Raw genomic sequence first — 17586 nt, 5'->3', positions numbered from 1 at the left:
CGGCTCGCCAGCCGGTTCGACGGACGAGATCCTGTGCACTGCCGGGGTGGCGTCCCTTACGTGACCGACGTGCAGTCAGCAAGTAACCGACCGTCCGTGTATCCCGGCGGGGCGATCGAGCGAGTGGTCAGTTGCGACCTCACCTTCGATGTCGGGGAACCTGCGGACGTCGCCCTCCACATCGCCGCGGCCAACGGTCGGGTGGTCCGTGCCGAGCGGCTCGACGTGACGATTGACAGGAGGGTGCTCCCGGCCGCGATCGAGCTGGCCACACCGCACGGTGGTCGACTGCATCTTCTGCGCACACCCCCGGGAATCCTGTCCGTGTCCTACCGGGCTGAACTCGCCGCTCCACCTGCCACCGCCGGACAACCGGCCGCAGCCATCCGCGGTGGCCTGCCTGGCCTGCCTGGCCTGGAGCAGTTGACCTACCTGCGGGCGAGCCGCTACTGCCCGTCGGACCACGATGTCGGGTTCGCGGTCGCCGAGTTCGGCGGCCTGCCACCCGGACGGCCCCAGGTGGAGGCGATCACACAGTGGATTCACAGCCGGGTGGGTTATGTTCCGGGTTCCACCAACGTCCACAGCTCCGCCGATGACGCGCTGCTCACCGGGCAGGGAGTATGCCGCGATTTCGCCCATCTCGGGATCACCTTGTGCAGGGCTCTCCAGATACCGGCGCGCTTCGTCGCTGTGTACGCACCCGGCCTGACTCCGATGGATTTCCACGCCGTCTTCGAGGCATGGTTCGACGGCGCGTGGTGGACCTACGACGCCACCTGCCGAGCCCCCCGGGAGGGCATGGTCCGCATCGCAACCGGTCGCGATGCGGCTGACACGGCCTTCGTCAACGTCCTGCGAGGCATCGTCGCCCTCCAGTCGACGGAGGTGACCGCGACGGTCACCGGCCTGCTCCCCATCGACGACAACCTCGCCCCCCACCGGCTCTGCTGATCGCGGGCCAGGACCTGCCCGGGGGAGCAGACCCAGCCGATCACTGCCGTTGGTGATCAGGGGCACTGGCTGCCTGGGCGGTCCGAACGGTCTGCGATCGCTGTCAGGGGCAGAGCACTGACGACGGGTGGGCCTACCCACACAGGAAGCAAAGATCGCTATGAATGATCCAAACCGGCTTGACGCAATCGCCTCACGAATGCTCACCGCGCAGCGGGCCACCCGTGGCGCTCGCCATCTCGCCAATGCGGCGATCGAACTCGGGGAACCGGTGGAGACCGCCAGTGTGGCGATCGTCCTCAACGAGTACCGTCAGGCGTACCGCGAGGTCCACAGTGTGCTCACCAGCGGCGATCCAGCCGACATCCTCTACCTGGTAGCGCACATGGACCCCACCCTGACCAGCGGCTCCAGCGCCTGACGTCGGACGAGGCTCCGGCGAAGCGTTCCAGCCCGGATTCACCGGGAACGGTCTCGTCCTGGCACAGCCAGCTGAAGAGGACCGGCCGCGCCTGTCCCCGCGCGCGGACAGCAGGCCGATGGTGAGCGCACCGTATGGCGTCGCAGGGGCTCCCGGGCTGGCTTTACCAGGCGACCGGCAGCGCGAGCGGGTAACGCCAGATGGACACCCTGTTCCACCGCACGTCCTGCGCGGGTACAGCCAGTCGCAGTCCGGGGAAACGGGTGAGCAGTGTGCCAATGGAGACCTGGAGCGTCATGCGCGCCAGATGGGATCCGAGGCAGTGGTGGCTGCCGTATCCGAAGGTCATGTGCGGGACGGGATCCTTCCGTCCGAAGTCGAGTTCGTCGGCGCGGTCGTAGACCAGTTCGTCGCGGTTGGCGGTCAGATACGACACGTGCACGGTGTCACCGGCCCTGACGGTGACACCGTCGAAGTCGACGTCATCCAGGGCCACCCGCGGAATGCCGACGCCCTGACGGAACGGGATGTACCGGAGCAACTCCTCGATGGCCTGCGGCAGTATTTCGGGATGGGCACGCAGCTGGCCAAGCTGTACGGGGTGCGTCAGCAGCGTGTAGACGATGTTGCTGATGTTGTACGTGGTGGTGTCGTGACCGGTGACCAACAGGAGCATGGCCAGCACGGCCAGTTCCTCCTCGTTGAGCATCTCGCCACCGATCTGTGCGGTGGCGAGCGCGCTGACCAGGTCGTCGCCGGGGACACGGCGGCGTTTTGCGGTCAGCTCGGCGAAGTAGGCCCGCAGTTCCGCCTTTGCTTTCACCGCCGAAGTCTGGTCGACGGCGCTCATGGACATCATGGCCGAGGCACACCGGCGAAGTTGGGGCCGGTCCGCTTCGGGGATGTCCATCAGCGCGCAGATCGTCATGAGCGGCAGCCGGCCCGCCAGATGATCGGCGAGATCGGCCGGCGCGCCGTTCCTGGCCATTCTGGTCAGCAGTTCGTCCGTGCTCCGCTGGGTCCAGGGCCGCAGTTTCTCGACTTGGCGCGTGGTGAACGCCTTGAGAATCAGAGCACGCACTCTGTTCAGCGCGGGCGGATCCATGAGATTGATCGATTCGGACTGCGCGATGGGGGCAGGCGTGATCCGTGGGAAGTCCCGCCCGATCAGCGCGGCCCGGCTGAAACGCCGGTCCGCGGTGACTGTCCGCACGTCCGCATCGCGGGTGACCAGCCAGCAGTCGCCTTCCCCGTAGGGCATCCGGACGCGGGTGACGGGGGCCTCGGCCCGCATTCGGGTCATGAAGGGGTCCGGTTCCAGGGCGTCGTCGTGCCGGAACGGACACGTCGGCGCGGAGTTCGAGACGGACATCCCACAACCACCTTTCAGTAGGAAACTGTGATCGACATGTCCGGCGTCGACCATGCTGCCCGGGGAACGCGAGACAGTCGATGAAAAGCCCGCGGTGGCGTCCGGTCCGGATCGGAGCGGCCGGTCCAAACTCAGGCCCGCTCTCCGACCCGGTCCGCTCTCTTTACTGTAAGGGGGTCTGTCTGCCAGCGCCCGACCGACATCTCAGCCGTGATCCCGGGGCCGAAACCCGCCAGAATACCGCATCCACCGTTCGGAACCGTGCCTTCGGTGAAGATTCGCCGAAGGGCGTCGAGTACGACGGCGCTCGCGATGTTCCCGTACTCGGTGAGCGTCGCCCTGCTGTGGCGAAACTCGTTGGGTGCAACATCGAGAAAACGGCTCAGGTCGTCCAGAATCCGGGGCCCGCCAGCGTGGACCACGTAGAAGTCCAGCAGTGACGCGTTCCAGCCGTTCTCTTCTGCCAGGTCTCGCAGGACCGGCGCCAGCGGTTCCATGGTCTTCGGGACGCGTCGGTCGAGCTGGAAATGAAAGCCGGTGGCCTTCACAGCGTAGGAAATCCATTGCTCGGTGTTCGGTATCAGGTAGGAACCGGTCCTTTCCAGGCGCATGCCCGTCCCTCCGGAGGCGCGCACCACAGCAGCCGCCACGGCGTCACCGAACAGGCCGTTCGACAGCAGGTTGCCGATCTCGACATCGGTGGGCTGGTAGCAGAGCGAGCAGAACTCGCAGGCCACGATCAGAGCGTTTGACCCGGGATGGGCGGTGCAGAAGTCAAATGCGCGGTTTATCCCTGCTCCGCCAGCCGCACAGCCCAGCTGGGCAATGGGGAGCTGGCGTGTCTCCGGTCTGAATCCGAGCTTGTTGATGAGCCAGGCCGTCAGTGACGGCATCATGAACCCGGTACAGGACAGGTACACTATCATGTCGATATCGACAGGCGACATCTCCGCATTTCGAAGCGCGCGGTGCACGACGTCCGGAACCCGCGCCCGGGCCTCTTCCGCATAGATGTGGTTTCTGGTCTCAAAACCTGGATGCTTCAGTGTCTCGTCAATCGGACGAACAATGTGGCGTTTGACGACGCCGGTGTTACTTATGAGGCGCAGGGCGAGGGGGAGAGCGGGGTGATCTCTGTGCAGACGCTGAGCCAGTTCAAGAGTCTCACCCATGGTCAGGATATTTTCTGGAACCGCGACAGCCGGTTCACACAGAACAGGCATCAGCAGATTCTCCTTCAGCGCACAGGAGCCGTGGGAGGCTGTATCGTGGACGAAGCCGAGTGGTCTCCGCCCACGGTTCGACCGGTTGTGCTACTACTGCTGTCGGGCGGCGACTGAATGTGGCTGGCGCGGGCCGTGGCCGTCCGGTCAGGGGCGACAGGTCAGTGCCCGAAGGCCGCGGAAAGCGCACCGATCGGACCGGGTTTCACCGGGAAGCAGGACTTATCAGGACATTTCGTGTCGCGCATGGGGACGACGGACGCCCGAGCGGGCCCCGCGTGGAGAACGCCCAGTCCCGACGGCCTCCCAGCAGCCGCCTGCGGGCAACAGGGACAGACCCACGGAAAATACTGACTGTTCTCAGTCGTTCGGACTGCTGTTTTTCCCGTCGCGCCGGCGGCCACCGGGTGTGGTGGGCATGTTCAGGTGCCGGGGTGACAGGTTGGAGCCTTCGTGACCGACTCGGCCCCCGTGCCAACGAACAAGCTCACCAAAACCTGGAACACGGCGAGGATCAACATGGTTACTCTTCTCATACCCATCACCTCTTTTCATGGCAATGAGACCGTGGTGTTCCTTCTCGCCGTGCCGGCAAAAACTACCGGACGGGTCGCCTGTTCCTGGCAGGGGCGAAAAGAAAAACCGGACCCTGTTGTGAGGATACCCTGAACCAATAGTCATCAAACAATAACGGCCTCGCCGCCGAGGCTGAACTGGCGGAATCGCGTACTTGGTGTCGTGATGTCCCTGACGGCGGGCTTTGCGTTCAGCATTCGGTGCCGATCACTTCCTGCGGCTCTCGCGCACCCCCGTCGTCTGGTGTCCCCCTGTCCCGGCGGTGGGATGTCGCCATCTCCGGCCACCCGCGATCAGCGGTGAAAGTCCCGCTTTGTGGCCGCGGCGGACCGGGCGTGGGTGTTGTTGAACCGGCTGGTCAGACGGTTACCCGGCGCATCGTGGTGAACCCTCCGGCGAACAGCGCGACCGCGAGGGCCGCGAGAACGCCGGTCAGCCCGGTGGCGCTGAGAGCCGGTGAAGAAGTCGCCGATGCTCGCCCAGGCGTCGGCCCGGGTGGTGAGGAGCGTGGCGGCAAGGAGAACGATGACCTGGCCGGCGATGAAGACGGCCATGCCGATGACGTTCCAACGGCGGTAGACGATGCCGAACCACATGCCGTAGACGAACAGCAGCGCCAGGCCCACGAACGAGGTCAGCCAGGTGAGGTACCACGCTCCCTCGAGGATGCAGTCCACCCGGAAGAAGTGCATGTTCCTGCCCCCTCCGCCGGTGGCCCGCTCGATGGCCTGCAGACCGGCGAGGGCGAGCCCGTAGACGGCGGCAAGGACGACAGCCAGACCGGCGGTGCCAAGATAGTAGGAGCGCCGCTGGCCCCCAGGGCGAGCCCGAACGGCAACGACCGGTAGGTGCTGAACAGCCCGCCGATGAACACCCAGACGTAGATCGTGACCAGCCCGCCGGTGTGGATGAACCGCGTCATTCTCGATCGGGCTGGCACCGAGCACCAGAACCTGCCCGGCCGAGGGGAACGCCTGGGCGGCGACGATGCGCAGCAGGGTGGTCTTGTCAGCGCCGTTGCAGGCCCAGCAGCCCGGTGATGGACGGCCCTTCGACGGTGAGCGTGACGTCGTCGAGGGCGAGGTGGTTGCGGTAGCGGCGGGTCAGACCGGCCACCGAGATCGTCGCGGTCATGGTCTGATCCCTTCCTCGGTGTGGCTGGCTTCCCGGATCAGCGTCACCGGTTCGTCGGCGTCGAACTCGAGCCGGTGCGCTTCGGCGACCAGCGGCTGCACGTAGCGTTCGGCGAACCGCTTGCGGCGTTCCGCGAGCAGCCGCTCACGGGCGCCGGCCGCCACGAACATGCCGATCCCTCGGCGCTTCTCCAACAGCCCGTCGTCGGTCAGCACGTTGATGCCCTTGGCCGCGGTGGCGGGATTGATCCGGTGGTAGGCGGCCAGTTCGTTGGTCGACGGCACCCGTTCGCCCTCCGCGAGGGCGCCATCGGCGATCTGGTCGGCCAGCCGTTCGGCGATCTGGGTGAACAGCGGTGCTCCGTCATCGAGCACATCGACCCTCCAGCTCTCGACAGTGGGACGGTTCATTGGCTAGTTGGTTCATCGGTTAGTTACCCGAATACTGTACCGATGAAGCCGATCCCGTCAAGGGCAGGTGAGATGACGGAGCAGAGCCGCTGCGAGGCGCCGCGCAGCCGCCCGCAACGCGGTTCCGCCCGGGGGTTGTGAAGATCGGAGAGGGGACGGTTTATAGTCCGTCGGTGCCGATCACTGAGGTTGACGTTTCATGATGGGGCGGACGCACGTGCTGAGCGGGGCGGTGGTCTGGTTGGCGGCCGCGCCCGCGCTGTCCCGGGGGGAGTGGTTGGGCTCGCAGCGGTTGCTGGGCTTACACACCGGGTCCCTGTCCACCGCCCAGCTGGCCGCCGGCGCGGTGGTGTCCGCGGGCGCGGCGCTGCTGCCCGACATCGACCATCCCAGCGGCCGGATCGCCAACACCTTCGGGCCGGTCACCCACACGATGTGCAAGCTGATCGGCCGGGCCAGCGGCGGCCACCGGCACGCCACCCACTCGATCCTGTTCGCGCTCGCCATGGGCGCGCTCATGAGCACGCTGGCCGTCCACGCCGAGTACGCCTGGTGGGCCGCGCTGTTCGTCCTCGTCGGCTTCGGGCTGCGCGGTCTCGGGCTGGATTTCGAACGGCAGGGGCGCCTGTCCTCCGTCATCGACTGCGTGGTCGCCGGGCTCGCGGTCTTCCTCATGCACGATCTCGACATGAGCTTCGCCGGTTACGCGGTGGCACTGGGATGCCTCGCCCATCTGGCCGGGGACTGCCTGACCCCGCGCGGCTGCCCCCTGCTCTGGCCGGTCGGCCGGCGGATGGAGATCCCCCTGATCCCCCGGACGGGCGGCAGGGCCGAGGAACGGGTGGTCATACCGCTGCTGGCCGTCGCCGCCATCGCCCTGACCGCGTGGACCGTGTCGGACGGGATCCCGTTCTCCCCGCTCACCGGCTGACCAGCGGCAGGTCGCCTGTTCGTCCGCCTGACATGCCGTGGCACATAGGTCGATCTGATGCGTCGTGATACCGCCGGTTGGCAGGGGCGGGCCGGGTTACTGCGTTGGGCCGAACGCGGTGACGGTGCGGTCGTGGTGAGCTGAGCGGCCATGGATGGATGGTCCTGGCTGACGGCTGCCCCGGTCGTCAGCCAGGACCTCCGTCCCGCGAACGTCACGAGAGTCCACGAGGGCCAGGACCATCCGCGCCGAACCAGCCGACTTCTGAATTTTTGGTTCTATCACTTTTTGATCAACCGGATTTCTGGTTATATCGTTCTGTGATCAACCAGTGGGTGGCCAGCGGGTCACCCCTGTGTGCGGCTCTGCCAAATCTCGGACGTATCGCCGCGGATGCTGGCCGGACGGGTCGGCAGCCACAGGCTCCCCGAGCGGCGCGAGCTGGTTGACGAGCCACCCATGACAGCCACCGGCAAGAGACAGACAGCCATCGGCAAGAGACAGAGGTTCCGGCCGCGCGAGCTCGCGCGCCGCGAGGAGGCAACGGCATGACCAGCCCTGGCACGATCACCACCCTCGCGGGCAGCCACGGCGCGCTCGCGCTGCACCGCTGGAGCGCGCAGCAGCCGTCGTTCGTCGCGCTGCTGGCCCACGGGTACGGCGAGCACGCGGGCCGCTACGACCACGTGGCGCGCAGGCTCAGCGATGCCGGCGGCGCGGTGTACGCGCCCGACCACATCGGGCACGGCCGTTCCGAGGGCGAGCGGGCACACGTCGAGCTGCTCGAGGACATCGTCACCGACCTGGGCACGGTCGCGAAGCACGCCACGGCGGAACACCCCGGCCTGCCGGTGGTCCTCATCGGCCATTCGCTGGGCGGCATCGTCGCGGTGCGGTACGTGCAGCGCGCCGTCGGCCCGGTGGACGCGCTGGTGCTCTCCGGCCCGGTGATCGGCGGCAACCCGGCGATCTTCGCCCTGCTCGACCTGGACCCGATTCCGGACGTTCCGCTCGACCCGGCCGCGCTCTCACGCGATCCCGCGGTCGGCGCGGCCTACGCGGCGGACCCGCTGGTCTACCACGGCCCGTTCCACCGTGAGTCACTGCAGACCCTCAAGGACGTCGTCGCCACGATCGCGGCCGGCCCGGGCCTCGGGGACCTGCCCACGCTGTGGATACACGGCGAGCTCGACCCGCTGGCCCCGCTCGCCGAGACCCGCGCGGCGTTCGAGCGCATCGGCGGTTCGAACCTGCGGCAGAAGGTGTACCCGGGAGCCCTGCACGAGATCTTCAACGAGACGAACTCGGACGAGGTTCTCGACGACGTCGTCGCCTTTGTGCGGGAGGCCGTGCCCGCGCGGTGACGCGGCGGATGCCGCCGACACCGGACGGGGTCGGCGGCATCCGCCGCGTCACCGCGCGCGGGCCGTCACAGCCCGCGAGCAAGATCCAGCACCTCGTCGAAGCCGTCGCGCAGATAGGCCGCGAAGACCTTCTCGTCGTCGATCACGTCGGGGTTGGCGTTGATCCCCACGCAGCACGTGCCCTCGTAGGACAGCATGGTCACCATCGCGGCCACTCCCGGCCGTGGGCCCATCGGGTAGACCCGCAGCACGCGGGAGCCTGCCAGGTAGAGGCTGCGCCCGATGCCGGCGAGGTTGGAGGCCTGCAGGTCCGACACGGTGGTCATACTGCCCGCGATCTCGATCAGCAGGGCGCGGGGGAGCCGGCCGAGCACCGGCGCGATGAGGTCGAGGAACCCGATCGCGGGCTCGGTGCGGGCCGTCGCCACGGCGGCGCGGATCGCGGCGATCCGTACCCGGGGGTCGGGATCGCCCACCGGGACGGCGAACCGGGCCCCGGCGAACCGGTTGCCGCCCATCGGGTCGTTGTCGGTGCGCAGGCTCACCGGCATGCCGATCGGTATCTGGTCGACGAAGACGTCGTGGTGCTCGTGGAACCGGCGGAACGCGCCCAGCAGCGCGGCCAGGAACGCGTCGTTGACGGTGCCGCCCGCGGCCCGTCCCGCCGCTTTGAGCTGTTCGAGCGGCACGTCGTGGGCGATCAGCCGGTAGCCGGTGCCGTCGTTGTTCAACACGGGTGACCGCTCGACGTCGGGCGGGGTCAGCACGCGGCGCAGCGACGCCCCGAAGCGGACGGTGTCGACGGCCGTGCCGACCGGGTCGGCAACCACCCGCCCGAGCGTCCGCACGGCACCCCGGGCCGCCGAGCCCGCCGCCTCGGCCAGGACGCCCGGCAGCCGCCCGGCCAGCAGCGAGATGGGTGTCTCCACCGGCCGAGGTGGCGGGAGCGGGCTTGAGTCGGGTTCCTCCCGTTCGGGGCCGCGCCCGTGGGTGAGGTTGAGCAGCTGGACCAGTCCGAGCCCGTCGGTCAGGCTGTGGTGCAGCTTCAGGAGGTAACCGGCGCGGCCGTCACGCAGGCCGGTGACGAGCGTGGCCTCCCACGGCGGCCGGTTCGGGTCGAGCGGCCGGGCCGCCGCGGCGGCGGCGATCTCGAACAGCTCGCTGTTGGAGCCGTCGCCGGGCACCCGGATCCGCTGGAGGTGGTAGTCGAGGTCGAAGTGCGGGTCCGGCGACCACGCCGGAGGAACGAGCGGCAGCAGCGGCTCGATCACCCGCTCGCGTAAGCGGGGCACCCGCAGCGTGAGCCGATCGTGGGCCGCGCGCAGGCGTTCCCACTCCGGGGCCCTGTCGAGGATCTCGACCAGGACCCCGGAGGAGCGGGTGCGCAGGTCGCCCTCCGCGCGCCACATCAGGGCTTCCCACCAGCTCATGTCCGCCGGGCCGCCCCAGCTCGAGCGGGCGGCGCCGATGGCCGGGGGGCTGTGGTCGGTCATAGGGCTGCTCCCTTGGGCTCGGCTTGCGGCCGCGTCTGGTCCGCGGAAGCGGTTTCCGGTCTCGTCTGGTCCACGGAGGCGGCGATCTCGAGGATCTGCCGGGCGACCGTGGCAGGCTCGTCGTACATCGGGACGTGACCGATGCCCGGCTGCTGGATCAGCTCGGCCCCCGGCAGCCGCTCCAGCATCGGCACGCCGAAGTACTCGAAGGGGATGACCCGGTCCGGCTGCGCCCACACGACCCGTATCGGGTAGTCATGGTCGGCGGGCAGCGGCTGGAGGTGGGCGTGCGGCAGGGTGCGCAGGAGCGGGTCGACGGCGGGGGCGTGGGCGCTGGCCCGGATGGTCAGGGCCACCGCCTGCGGGTCGACCCGCTCGGGGTGTGCCACCTGCGTCGCCAGGAGCAGGTGGCGCAGCAACGGGTTGCCCGCGATCAGGTCGGCGTACGCCGAGTACCGCGCCAGCGTGGCCACGGACAGGCGGATACCCAGTGCCACCGCGGCGATCCGGCATTGTGAGGTCCACGCCCCGGCCGGGCTGAACAGCACCAGTGAGCGGGCGCGGCCGCGGCGGGCCAACTCGATGGCGATCCAGCCGCCGAGGGAGTTGCCGACGACGTGCACGCGGTCCCAGCCGGCCCGGTCGAGCTCGGCCTCCACCCCGTCGACGAGCACGTCGAGCGTGACCGGGACCCCCGGCGGGAGCGGCTCCCCNNNNCCCCCGGCGGGAGCGGCTCCCCGCCGCCGTGGCCCAGCAGGGTCGGAGCGAGGACGTCGTGATGCGGCTCCAGCAGCGGCAACACCGGGTCCCAGGCGGGCCACGTACCGCCGACACCGTGCAGCAACAGCAGGGGCGAGCCTGATCCGGCGCGGTACCGGGGTGCGGGGAGCTGCGGTGGCTCCTGGTTACGCACCGCCGCCTGGGACAGCCGGCGCCGTAGCACCGCCGCGGAGACGGCACCGCCCGTGACCGCCGCGATTCCCCACTTCGCATTTACCATGACTCACCCTTCAGCTTCACCAGCTTGTCCCCCGCACCTCGTGGCCGGGGGCCTGTTTCAGCAGACCGCGGTAGGCGTCGCGGGCGGTCGAGCCGTGGTTGACCACGGCGTCGACCTCGCGTGCGATCGGCAGCTCGACGCCCGCCCTGTCCGCGAGCCGCATGACGACGCTAGCGCTGCGCACCCCCTCGGCCACCTGTTTCATCCCAGCCATAGCCTGACTGATCGTCTGCCCCCGGCCGAGCGCCTCGCCGACACGCCGGTTACGGCTGAGCGGACTCGTGCAGGTCACGATGAGGTCTCCGGTGCCCGCCAGACCATAGAACGTGACGGGTTCGCCGCCCAGCGCCTCGCCGAGCAGCGTCATCTCCCGCACCGCCCGGGTGATCACCATCGCCTTGGTGTTGTGGCCGGCTCCGGCGCCGTCGCCCATGCCCGCGGCGATGGCGAAGACGTTCTTCAGCGGCCCGCACAGTTCGACCCCGATGACATCGGTGGTGGAGTAGACCCGGAAGCGGGACGTGCGGAACAGGTCGGCCAGCTGAGCGGCGGTGTTCACGTCCGGCATCGCGAGTGTCGCCGCGGCCGCGTAGCCGTCGAGGATCTCCTTCGCGATGTTCGGCCCGGCGAGCACACCTGCGGGGTGCCCGGGCAGGACATCGGCGACGATCTCGGTCATCCGCCGGTCGGTTTCCTGCTCAAGCCCCTTGACCAGGCTGACCACCGGCACCCACGGCCGCGCGTACGGCGCGGCCTGCTCCAGGATCGAGCTGAACCCGTGCGAGGGCACCCCCATCACGATCGTGTCCGCGTCGGACACCGCCTCTTCCAGCGAGCTCGTCGCGTGCAGCTCGTCGGGGAGGACGGCGTCGCCGGTGTAGCGGCTGTTGCGCCGGTTCTTCTCGATGTCGTTCACCACGTCGGACGACCGGGCCCAGATCGTGGTCGTCGCGCTCCGGGACAGGATCGCGGCCACCGTGGTACCCCAGGAACCGGCGCCGACGACGGCGATCCGCGGCGCTCTGCGGCGTACGTATCCCACGTCAGCCTCCGACCCCGTCGGAAACGACCCCGTCGGGAACGCTCCGCAGCGATGCCTGCGGCCCGGGCACCACCCCGTTGGGAACGCTCCGCAGCGATGCCTGCGGCCCGGGCGGCACCACCGCGGACGTCGTGCCCAACGTCGCGATCTCCTGCACGGCGTGCAGGACGCGGTCGAGCTGGACCGCGAGCGCGCGCCGTCGGGCCACCAGCTCGTGCGGGTCCGCGCCGGGCTCGAGCAGACCGCGGTGGCGGGCCATCTTCAGCGCGGTGCGGAACATCTCCGCGGACACCGACTCCTCGCTCGCCACCCGGCGCTGCATCGCCCACTGCCTGCCAAGGTCCAGACAGTCGGCGAAGAACCGGTCCTCGTCGAGATCGGCATCGTCGTCGGCGAGCACCAGTTGCTCGGCGACCACCCGGTAGGCGTCGATGAACGGCCGCAGGACCAGATGCGCCACCAGCGGCGCCGCGTCGCGCAGCCACCGCTCGGCGTCGGCCGGGCCGACCTCGCTCGGGCGCGTCCCGCCCGCCATGATCTCTACTTCGCTCCACAGCTCCTCGGCGAACTCCGCGCGCGCGGCGAAGAAGAAGTCGAACTTGAGCAGCTCCCGCAGCTCCAGCGCCTCCTCCCAGGCCCCCCGCAGCGTGCCACCGCCGTGCCGGGCGATGGAGAGCAGCGCCAGCTCGGCGATGGCCCGCACGAGCAGCACGTGCACGGCGCTGTTGCGGTACACCGCGGCCACCAGATGCTGGTCGGCGGCCATGCCCCACACCGTCTCCGGCCCGCCGGCGAAGCAGGTCAGCACACCCGAGTTGACGAGGTCCTGCAGCGTGCGCCGCACCGTCGAACGGTCGGTCAGGTCGGACGCGGCGGCAACCGGCCACCCCCGCCTGCTCAGGTACCGGGCGAGCGGAGCCACCGTCGCGCAGACCTCGTCGAGCGTCAGCGCCCGGTCGGCACCCAGCATGGCGACACAGACGGCCGCGGTCGCGGTCACCGGCGTGGTGCGGTTGATGCGGTGGCACACCTCCAGCGCGACCCGCTCGACGAGCTGCCCGTCCTCCACCCCGTCGGCGCGGTAGGCCTGAAGCCGTTCACGCAGCGGGATCGGCGTGCCGAAGTCGATGTGGATGCCGCCGAGCCGTGTCTTCAGACCGCGCGCATACCCGATCAGCCAGCGCAGGTCCTCCGGCTGCTTGGCAGTGCCGCGTGCCTCCTGGGCCATCCGCGCCACCTCGTGGAACGGCAGCTGGTCGTAGAGGATGGAGACCGGCACGATGAGCGCGTCCGCCAGCTCGGACGACTCCAGGGCGTCGCTGACATAGCGCAGGAGGCCGTGGCGTGGGGGACGCAGCTTTCCGGTCCGTGTCCGTCCACCCTCGATCGACCACATCAGGTTGACCCCCGCGGCCACCATGTGTCCGACGTAGGAGCGCAGGGCGAGCCGGTAGACGGGGATGTCCGTCGTGGCTCGCCGGACGTGGACCATACCGATCCGGCGGGCGATCGTGCCGAGCGGGAAGAAGTTCAGGTTGGCGCCCGCCAGGCCGTAGGGGGGGTCGAGGCGGGCGCGCACTAACAGCGGAGGCAGGGCGAACTCGTCCAGGTACGACCGGTGCGAGATGAGGAAGATCAACGAGTGGCGCCGGTCCAGCCTGCGCAGTTCGGCGAGCGCGTTGTCGTCGGCGAGGATGTCGTACCCACGTACCATCCAGCGCGCGAAACGCTCCCACGTACCGGCGACCACCGGGTCGTGCACCGCGGACATCTCGCGCAGGTAACCGGCCGCCTCCGCGCGCACGGCCTGCTCGTCCTTGCCGAGCCGCTTGGCCAGGCCGTCGAGCGCGCTGAGGAACCCCGGGCTGGTGAGCAGCGCGGTGACCACGGGAGGGTCGCCCGCCCGTGGGTCGCTGAGGCTCGCCCGGCCGGGCCGGGCGACCAGGTCGCGGGCCGTCTCGATGGCGTGGATCATCGCGGGCTCCCGGTTATGTCCTCGGCAGGCTCCGCGCTGGCGGTGCCCGGCCAGTGATCCAACGTGTCGACGTAGAGGTCATGCACATGGGTGGCCGCCGCGTCGATGTCGGTACGGGTCCAGCCCTCGGTGGGGATCGGGGGCAGGACAGCCACCTCGATCCGGCCCTCCCGAGCCGTCCGGGCGTTACGCCACATGATCTCTCCTGCGTTGCGGATGACGATCGGCACGATCGGCACCCCGGCGGCGGTGGCCAGGTGGAAGGCGCCCTTCTTGAACGGGCCCACCCGCGGGGTGAACGACCGGGTGCCCTCCGGGGCGATGACCACCGACGTGCCGGAGCGCAGCATCTCGACCGCCGGTTCCAGCGCCGAGATCGCCTTCGTCGAGTTCCCCCGGTCCACGAACGCGACCCCGGCCAGGCCGAACAGGGTGCCCACCACCGGCATCCGCCGCACCTCCGCCTTCGCCACCGCGGTGAACCCCCGTCGCAGCACGCGGGAGGTGACCACGAAGTCGACCAGCGTGCTCTGGTGGTTGATGAGGAACACCGCCGGACGGTGCGACCACGCGTTGTGCTCGCCGACGACATCGACGCGGATGTTCCCCACCGCGGACGCGACATCCCCGAACAGCGACGTCATCAGGTCGACGCCGTAGCGCCGGTCGCGGGTGAGCACCCCCGCGACGATCCCGGCCCCCGCCGTGGCGAACAGGGTGCCGAACATGGCCGCGGTCCGTACGGCGGGCAGCGGGTCGAGCTGGTTGTGCCTGCGGGTGAACTCCAGTGCGGGCCATTCCCGCTGTCGCGCCTCGGTGGCCAGCATCGGCTGCGGGTTCACCGGGTGCGGATACCCGACCGCGCCGAGAAAGGGCACGTCCTCGTCGCCGTTGGCGTACGCGTGGCTGACCGTGAGGTCGATGCCGTGCCCGGCGGCGAACGCGGTCACCGCGGCGAGCTTCCCGTCGCCCCACAGGGCGCGGCCGGCGACATGCCCGGTGACGACGCCGCCCTCCTGCTCCAGTTCGGTGCACAGGACGTGCTCGACTCCCAGCTCGTCAGCCATCGGCTGGACCTGCAGACGGGTCGCCGACGTGGCAATCACCACGGTGTGGCCCTGGTTGACATGCGTCCGGACCAGTCGCCAGGCGCTGTGGAACAGTGAACCGGCGATCTCGCTCGCGAACAGCTCCCGGCCGAGGGCGAGCAGTTCCTCCTCGGTGCGTCCGGCCCAGCCGCGCAGACCGGTCTCCAACAGCGAGGTGAAGCCTGCCTCGTCCAGTGGCCCGCGCACGGCGGCCAGTGCGATCCGCAGCAGCTCGTCCGGCCCGACCTCGAAGCTGCGCAACCGCCGGGCGTAGAGTGCCCGCGCGGAATAGCCCTCGATGAGGGTCCCGTCGAAGTCGAAGAACGCACCTACGTGCGGGCCCTTCGGACCGCGACGGATCGCCTCCGTCAGCTCGTCGACCGCGGCGGTCATCGCCCGTAGCCGAGCGCCGGGCCGGGGCGGCCGTCGTCGGGGTGTGAACTCTTGCGGATGACATAATGAATCATCGATGCCGTCCTGGATTGGGCGCGGTTCAACGTCTGCGTGGCCCGGCCGCGGAGTGGATCGCGCACACGCACTTCGTTCATGTCTTACAACGGTTCTTACAGCGGCCAGAACGAAATGGCAATGCTGTGTCCAGTTTTAGTGGCAGACGCCCCAGGGCTTTGTTTGTCAAGTGATTCACTGTTGATCTTGAGTGTGGTGTGGCTGGGTGGCGTGTTCGTCATGGGGTGCACAAATTTGATCCGTTTGGTCCGTGTTCTGATGCTTTGGAGTGGCTATCCCGGGAGGGAGTTCGGATGTCGGGATCACAACCATCACACATGGATCACAATCGACGCACACGTCCGAATTCCGCCGGCGGATGGCGGGCCTACCCGGATCGGCTGCGCCGTCGCCGCGACGATCACCGCGACACGCGTCACGCCTCGGACGGCCCACGGCACGCCCCGGACGGCCCGCTTGCGGCCGCAAGCGGCTGCAAGCAGGCCACTCGGCGGACGAGGAGGGTTGGGCCGTAGGGGTCCACCGGCATCGACGGGCCGGCCCTGCTCCGGGCCCGTGGCGCTTGTCCGCTGCCTGGCCTGGTTGGCCGTGATCGCGCCGAACCGGCGCCGAACCGGGTCCGAGCTGGGTCCGGGCCGCGGACGTCTTCTACGTCCCCACCGCCGAGCGGAAGAGCCACCGGGTCACCGGCGCGCCGGGTATGGCCCCGGCGGCACCGCTGCCCGCCCCGTGCGGGGCGTATACCACTCCGACCGGGGCCGCCGGCATCTTTGGGAATTCGTTGCGCTGTGTGTGGCGCATGGTGTGTGCCGTTCCGTCGGAACGGTTGGGGCCGCTACGACAATGCGGTCGCCGGCCGTTCTTCGTCGCTCTGGAATGCGAGCTTCCCGATCGCATCCGTTTCGCCACCCACACGGAGACCCGTACCGCCCTGTTCGACATCGTCGAGGAGTGTTGCAACCGGTGGCGTCGCCATTCGGCCAATGGATACCCCAGGCCTCACAAGCCCTCACGACCATGAAAACCGCTACCGCAGGTACGCTGAGATCAGACAGTCGTCAAAGCCCGGCGGCGGGAACCGGGCGGGTGGCTTCAGCCGGGGTGATGGCTCCCGACCTGGTGCTCGGGAGCCATCGGGCGCAGCGCTGGTTCCCTGCCGGCGCACCGGCCGCGGGCGTGCGGGCAGCGGTGGACGGCCAGCTTCTCGGCGACAGAACGGTGGGGTCCAGGACGGTGGGGGTCCAGAGGCGATGTCGGATCCTGGAAGATCATCTGTATTCGGGAGTGGATCCGGCCCGGCCGCCGGGTCGGATCCACTCCGCGTCGAATGGCTGTCCGTCACCTCGTGTGGAAATTGGACATGTTGGCAGAAAATCCGGAAAGTAACGGCGTCAATAGTGAAGGGTTGCGAATCGTCGTCCGGATGTGGCGGCCGTCACATTTGATACGCCACTGATCGGGTGCAACCGGGCTTCCCGCCCATGGCCGTGCCGACAACTGTCCGATGGCCCGATGGCCCGATGGCCCGATGGCCCGATGGCCCGCCGGCTGTCCGCCCGGCTGGCTGGGGGAGTCCTCCGCCGTGTCGTGTGGCGGGGACTCCCTCGTCGCTAACATGTTTTCTATCTGTACAATAATTTGTACTTATAAGTACATTTTTCGATACGAAATCGAGGTGTTCGTGGCTCAGGAACAGGCGACCGTCTGGATCCCGCGCCGCTGCGGCTGATCGGCGTGCTTCCGCTTCCGGGTGAACCAGGGCTTCGGGGACGGCGGGCAGCCGGGCTCCGTCGTCCACCGGTTGGCGGCTGGAATGATCGCCAGCGGACCGCTGGCTGGTCTGGCTGGCCCGGCCGACTTTTTCTGGCCGGCCGGTGACCCGTACCCGTGAGAAGGCCACGCTGCTCGCGACGTTGTACGGCAGGGCGCTCGACGCCGAGTCGCCCCGCTCCATCCTGCACGACACGATGGCGCTGGAAACCGTCAGACGGATCGATTTCGACTTCACCAGGACCGGGCTGCGGCGCGGTGAGCAGGCCGCCGTTGCGCTCCGGGCCAGGCACTTCGACAGGTGGACCCGCGAGTTCCTCGCCGCGCATCCGAAGAGCACCGTGCGGGAGTGTCTCGTGATCAGT

General features: G+C 69.0%; 15 protein-coding genes and 1 pseudogene. 6 read left to right on the top strand and 10 right to left on the bottom strand.

The window, feature by feature from the left end; translation table 11 throughout:
- Together FrCorBMG51_RS23405 and FrCorBMG51_RS23400 are read left to right on the top strand one after the other, a co-directional pair.
- The coding region (locus FrCorBMG51_RS23405) for a transglutaminase-like domain-containing protein (RefSeq protein WP_420848668.1) at positions 1 to 954 on the top strand (954 nt) is incomplete at its 5' end.
- Positions 955 to 1114: 160 nt separating this feature from the next.
- Positions 1115 to 1375, top strand: a complete 261-nt coding sequence (locus FrCorBMG51_RS23400) for a hypothetical protein (protein WP_086055645.1) — start codon at positions 1115 to 1117, stop codon at positions 1373 to 1375.
- A gap of 163 nt (positions 1376 to 1538) precedes the next feature.
- Here FrCorBMG51_RS23400 and FrCorBMG51_RS23395 read toward each other — a convergent pair whose 3' ends face one another.
- Both FrCorBMG51_RS23395 and FrCorBMG51_RS23390 read right to left on the bottom strand, forming a co-directional pair.
- Entirely contained in the window at positions 1539 to 2747 is a 1209-nt protein-coding gene (locus FrCorBMG51_RS23395) for a cytochrome P450 (protein WP_047225166.1), read from the bottom strand.
- A gap of 131 nt (positions 2748 to 2878) precedes the next feature.
- Positions 2879 to 3970, bottom strand: a complete 1092-nt coding sequence (locus FrCorBMG51_RS23390) for a type III polyketide synthase (protein WP_047225165.1) — start codon at positions 3968 to 3970, stop codon at positions 2879 to 2881.
- Between the two features lie 453 nt (positions 3971 to 4423).
- On the opposite strand from FrCorBMG51_RS23390, the gene FrCorBMG51_RS32205 reads away from it, so the two are divergent.
- On the top strand, positions 4424 to 4639 hold the full coding sequence (locus tag FrCorBMG51_RS32205) for a hypothetical protein (protein ID WP_139342455.1): 216 nt from the start codon (positions 4424 to 4426) through the stop codon (positions 4637 to 4639).
- A gap of 200 nt (positions 4640 to 4839) precedes the next feature.
- On the opposite strand, the gene FrCorBMG51_RS35210 is transcribed toward FrCorBMG51_RS32205, so the two are convergent.
- The 3 genes from FrCorBMG51_RS35210 to FrCorBMG51_RS23380 form a co-directional block, all read right to left on the bottom strand.
- The gene (locus tag FrCorBMG51_RS35210) at positions 4840 to 5493 is read right to left on the bottom strand and encodes a hypothetical protein (protein WP_338052806.1); all 654 of its coding nucleotides are present in this window, start codon (positions 5491 to 5493) and stop codon (positions 4840 to 4842) included.
- 61 nt (positions 5494 to 5554) lie between these two features.
- A complete protein-coding gene (locus FrCorBMG51_RS35205; RefSeq protein WP_338052805.1) occupies positions 5555 to 5680 on the bottom strand; it encodes a hypothetical protein in 126 nt (41 codons plus the stop codon).
- Positions 5677 to 6054, bottom strand: coding sequence for a GntR family transcriptional regulator (locus tag FrCorBMG51_RS23380; protein ID WP_047225175.1), 378 nt, complete (start codon positions 6052 to 6054; stop codon positions 5677 to 5679). Before FrCorBMG51_RS23380 ends, FrCorBMG51_RS35205 begins: the two co-directional genes overlap by 4 nt.
- 238 nt (positions 6055 to 6292) lie before the next feature.
- On the opposite strand from FrCorBMG51_RS23380, the gene FrCorBMG51_RS23375 reads away from it, so the two are divergent.
- Positions 6293 to 7021 (top strand): metal-dependent hydrolase, encoded by a 729-nt coding sequence (locus FrCorBMG51_RS23375; protein ID WP_047225164.1) that lies wholly within the window; start codon positions 6293 to 6295, stop codon positions 7019 to 7021.
- A gap of 548 nt (positions 7022 to 7569) precedes the next feature.
- Positions 7570 to 8385 carry an alpha/beta hydrolase gene (locus FrCorBMG51_RS23365; RefSeq protein WP_047225162.1) on the top strand — a complete coding sequence of 272 codons (816 nt, stop codon included), beginning with the start codon at positions 7570 to 7572 and terminating at the stop codon, positions 8383 to 8385.
- Positions 8386 to 8450: 65 nt separating this feature from the next.
- Here FrCorBMG51_RS23365 and FrCorBMG51_RS23360 read toward each other — a convergent pair whose 3' ends face one another.
- From FrCorBMG51_RS23360 to FrCorBMG51_RS23340, 5 genes are all read right to left on the bottom strand, one after another.
- A complete protein-coding gene (locus FrCorBMG51_RS23360) occupies positions 8451 to 9878 on the bottom strand; it encodes a wax ester/triacylglycerol synthase domain-containing protein (protein ID WP_047225161.1) in 1428 nt (475 codons plus the stop codon).
- Complete coding sequence (locus FrCorBMG51_RS23355; protein ID WP_157180641.1) at positions 9875 to 10699, bottom strand: alpha/beta fold hydrolase; 825 nt, start codon at positions 10697 to 10699, stop codon at positions 9875 to 9877. The genes FrCorBMG51_RS23360 and FrCorBMG51_RS23355 overlap by 4 nt, the downstream gene beginning before the upstream one ends.
- Before the next feature lie 195 nt (positions 10700 to 10894).
- Positions 10895 to 11920 carry an NAD(P)H-dependent glycerol-3-phosphate dehydrogenase gene (locus FrCorBMG51_RS23350; RefSeq protein ID WP_047225160.1) on the bottom strand — a complete coding sequence of 342 codons (1026 nt, stop codon included), beginning with the start codon at positions 11918 to 11920 and terminating at the stop codon, positions 10895 to 10897.
- A gap of 1 nt (position 11921) precedes the next feature.
- The gene (locus FrCorBMG51_RS23345; protein WP_086055643.1) at positions 11922 to 13895 is read right to left on the bottom strand and encodes a lysophospholipid acyltransferase; all 1974 of its coding nucleotides are present in this window, start codon (positions 13893 to 13895) and stop codon (positions 11922 to 11924) included.
- Complete coding sequence (locus FrCorBMG51_RS23340) at positions 13892 to 15376, bottom strand: HAD-IB family hydrolase (RefSeq protein WP_047225159.1); 1485 nt, start codon at positions 15374 to 15376, stop codon at positions 13892 to 13894. Before FrCorBMG51_RS23340 ends, FrCorBMG51_RS23345 begins: the two co-directional genes overlap by 4 nt.
- A 1949-nt stretch (positions 15377 to 17325) precedes the next feature.
- Between FrCorBMG51_RS23340 and FrCorBMG51_RS23335 the strand changes: the two are divergent.
- Positions 17326 to 17586: pseudogene (locus FrCorBMG51_RS23335) on the top strand (hypothetical protein); the annotation flags it as partial.

Source organism: Protofrankia coriariae (assembly GCF_001017755.1).
Classification (GTDB): domain Bacteria; phylum Actinomycetota; class Actinomycetes; order Frankiales; family Frankiaceae; genus Protofrankia; species Protofrankia coriariae.
The sequence above is the reverse complement of the archived record's forward strand: the minus strand, read 5'-3'. Positions and strand labels throughout refer to the sequence as shown.

Coding starts and splice junctions, on each gene's coding strand:
- FrCorBMG51_RS23360 (WP_047225161.1), bottom strand. CDS start 9,878: ATGACCGACCACAGCCCCCCGGCCATCGGCGCCGCCCGCTCGAGCTGG.
- FrCorBMG51_RS23375 (WP_047225164.1), top strand. CDS start 6,293: ATGGGGCGGACGCACGTGCTGAGCGGGGCGGTGGTCTGGTTGGCGGCC.
- FrCorBMG51_RS23365 (WP_047225162.1), top strand. CDS start 7,570: ATGACCAGCCCTGGCACGATCACCACCCTCGCGGGCAGCCACGGCGCG.
- FrCorBMG51_RS23390 (WP_047225165.1), bottom strand. CDS start 3,970: ATGCCTGTTCTGTGTGAACCGGCTGTCGCGGTTCCAGAAAATATCCTG.
- FrCorBMG51_RS23340 (WP_047225159.1), bottom strand. CDS start 15,376: ATGACCGCCGCGGTCGACGAGCTGACGGAGGCGATCCGTCGCGGTCCG.
- FrCorBMG51_RS23395 (WP_047225166.1), bottom strand. CDS start 2,747: ATGTCCGTCTCGAACTCCGCGCCGACGTGTCCGTTCCGGCACGACGAC.
- FrCorBMG51_RS35205 (WP_338052805.1), bottom strand. CDS start 5,680: ATGACCGCGACGATCTCGGTGGCCGGTCTGACCCGCCGCTACCGCAAC.
- FrCorBMG51_RS23345 (WP_086055643.1), bottom strand. CDS start 13,895: ATGATCCACGCCATCGAGACGGCCCGCGACCTGGTCGCCCGGCCCGGC.
- FrCorBMG51_RS23400 (WP_086055645.1), top strand. CDS start 1,115: ATGAATGATCCAAACCGGCTTGACGCAATCGCCTCACGAATGCTCACC.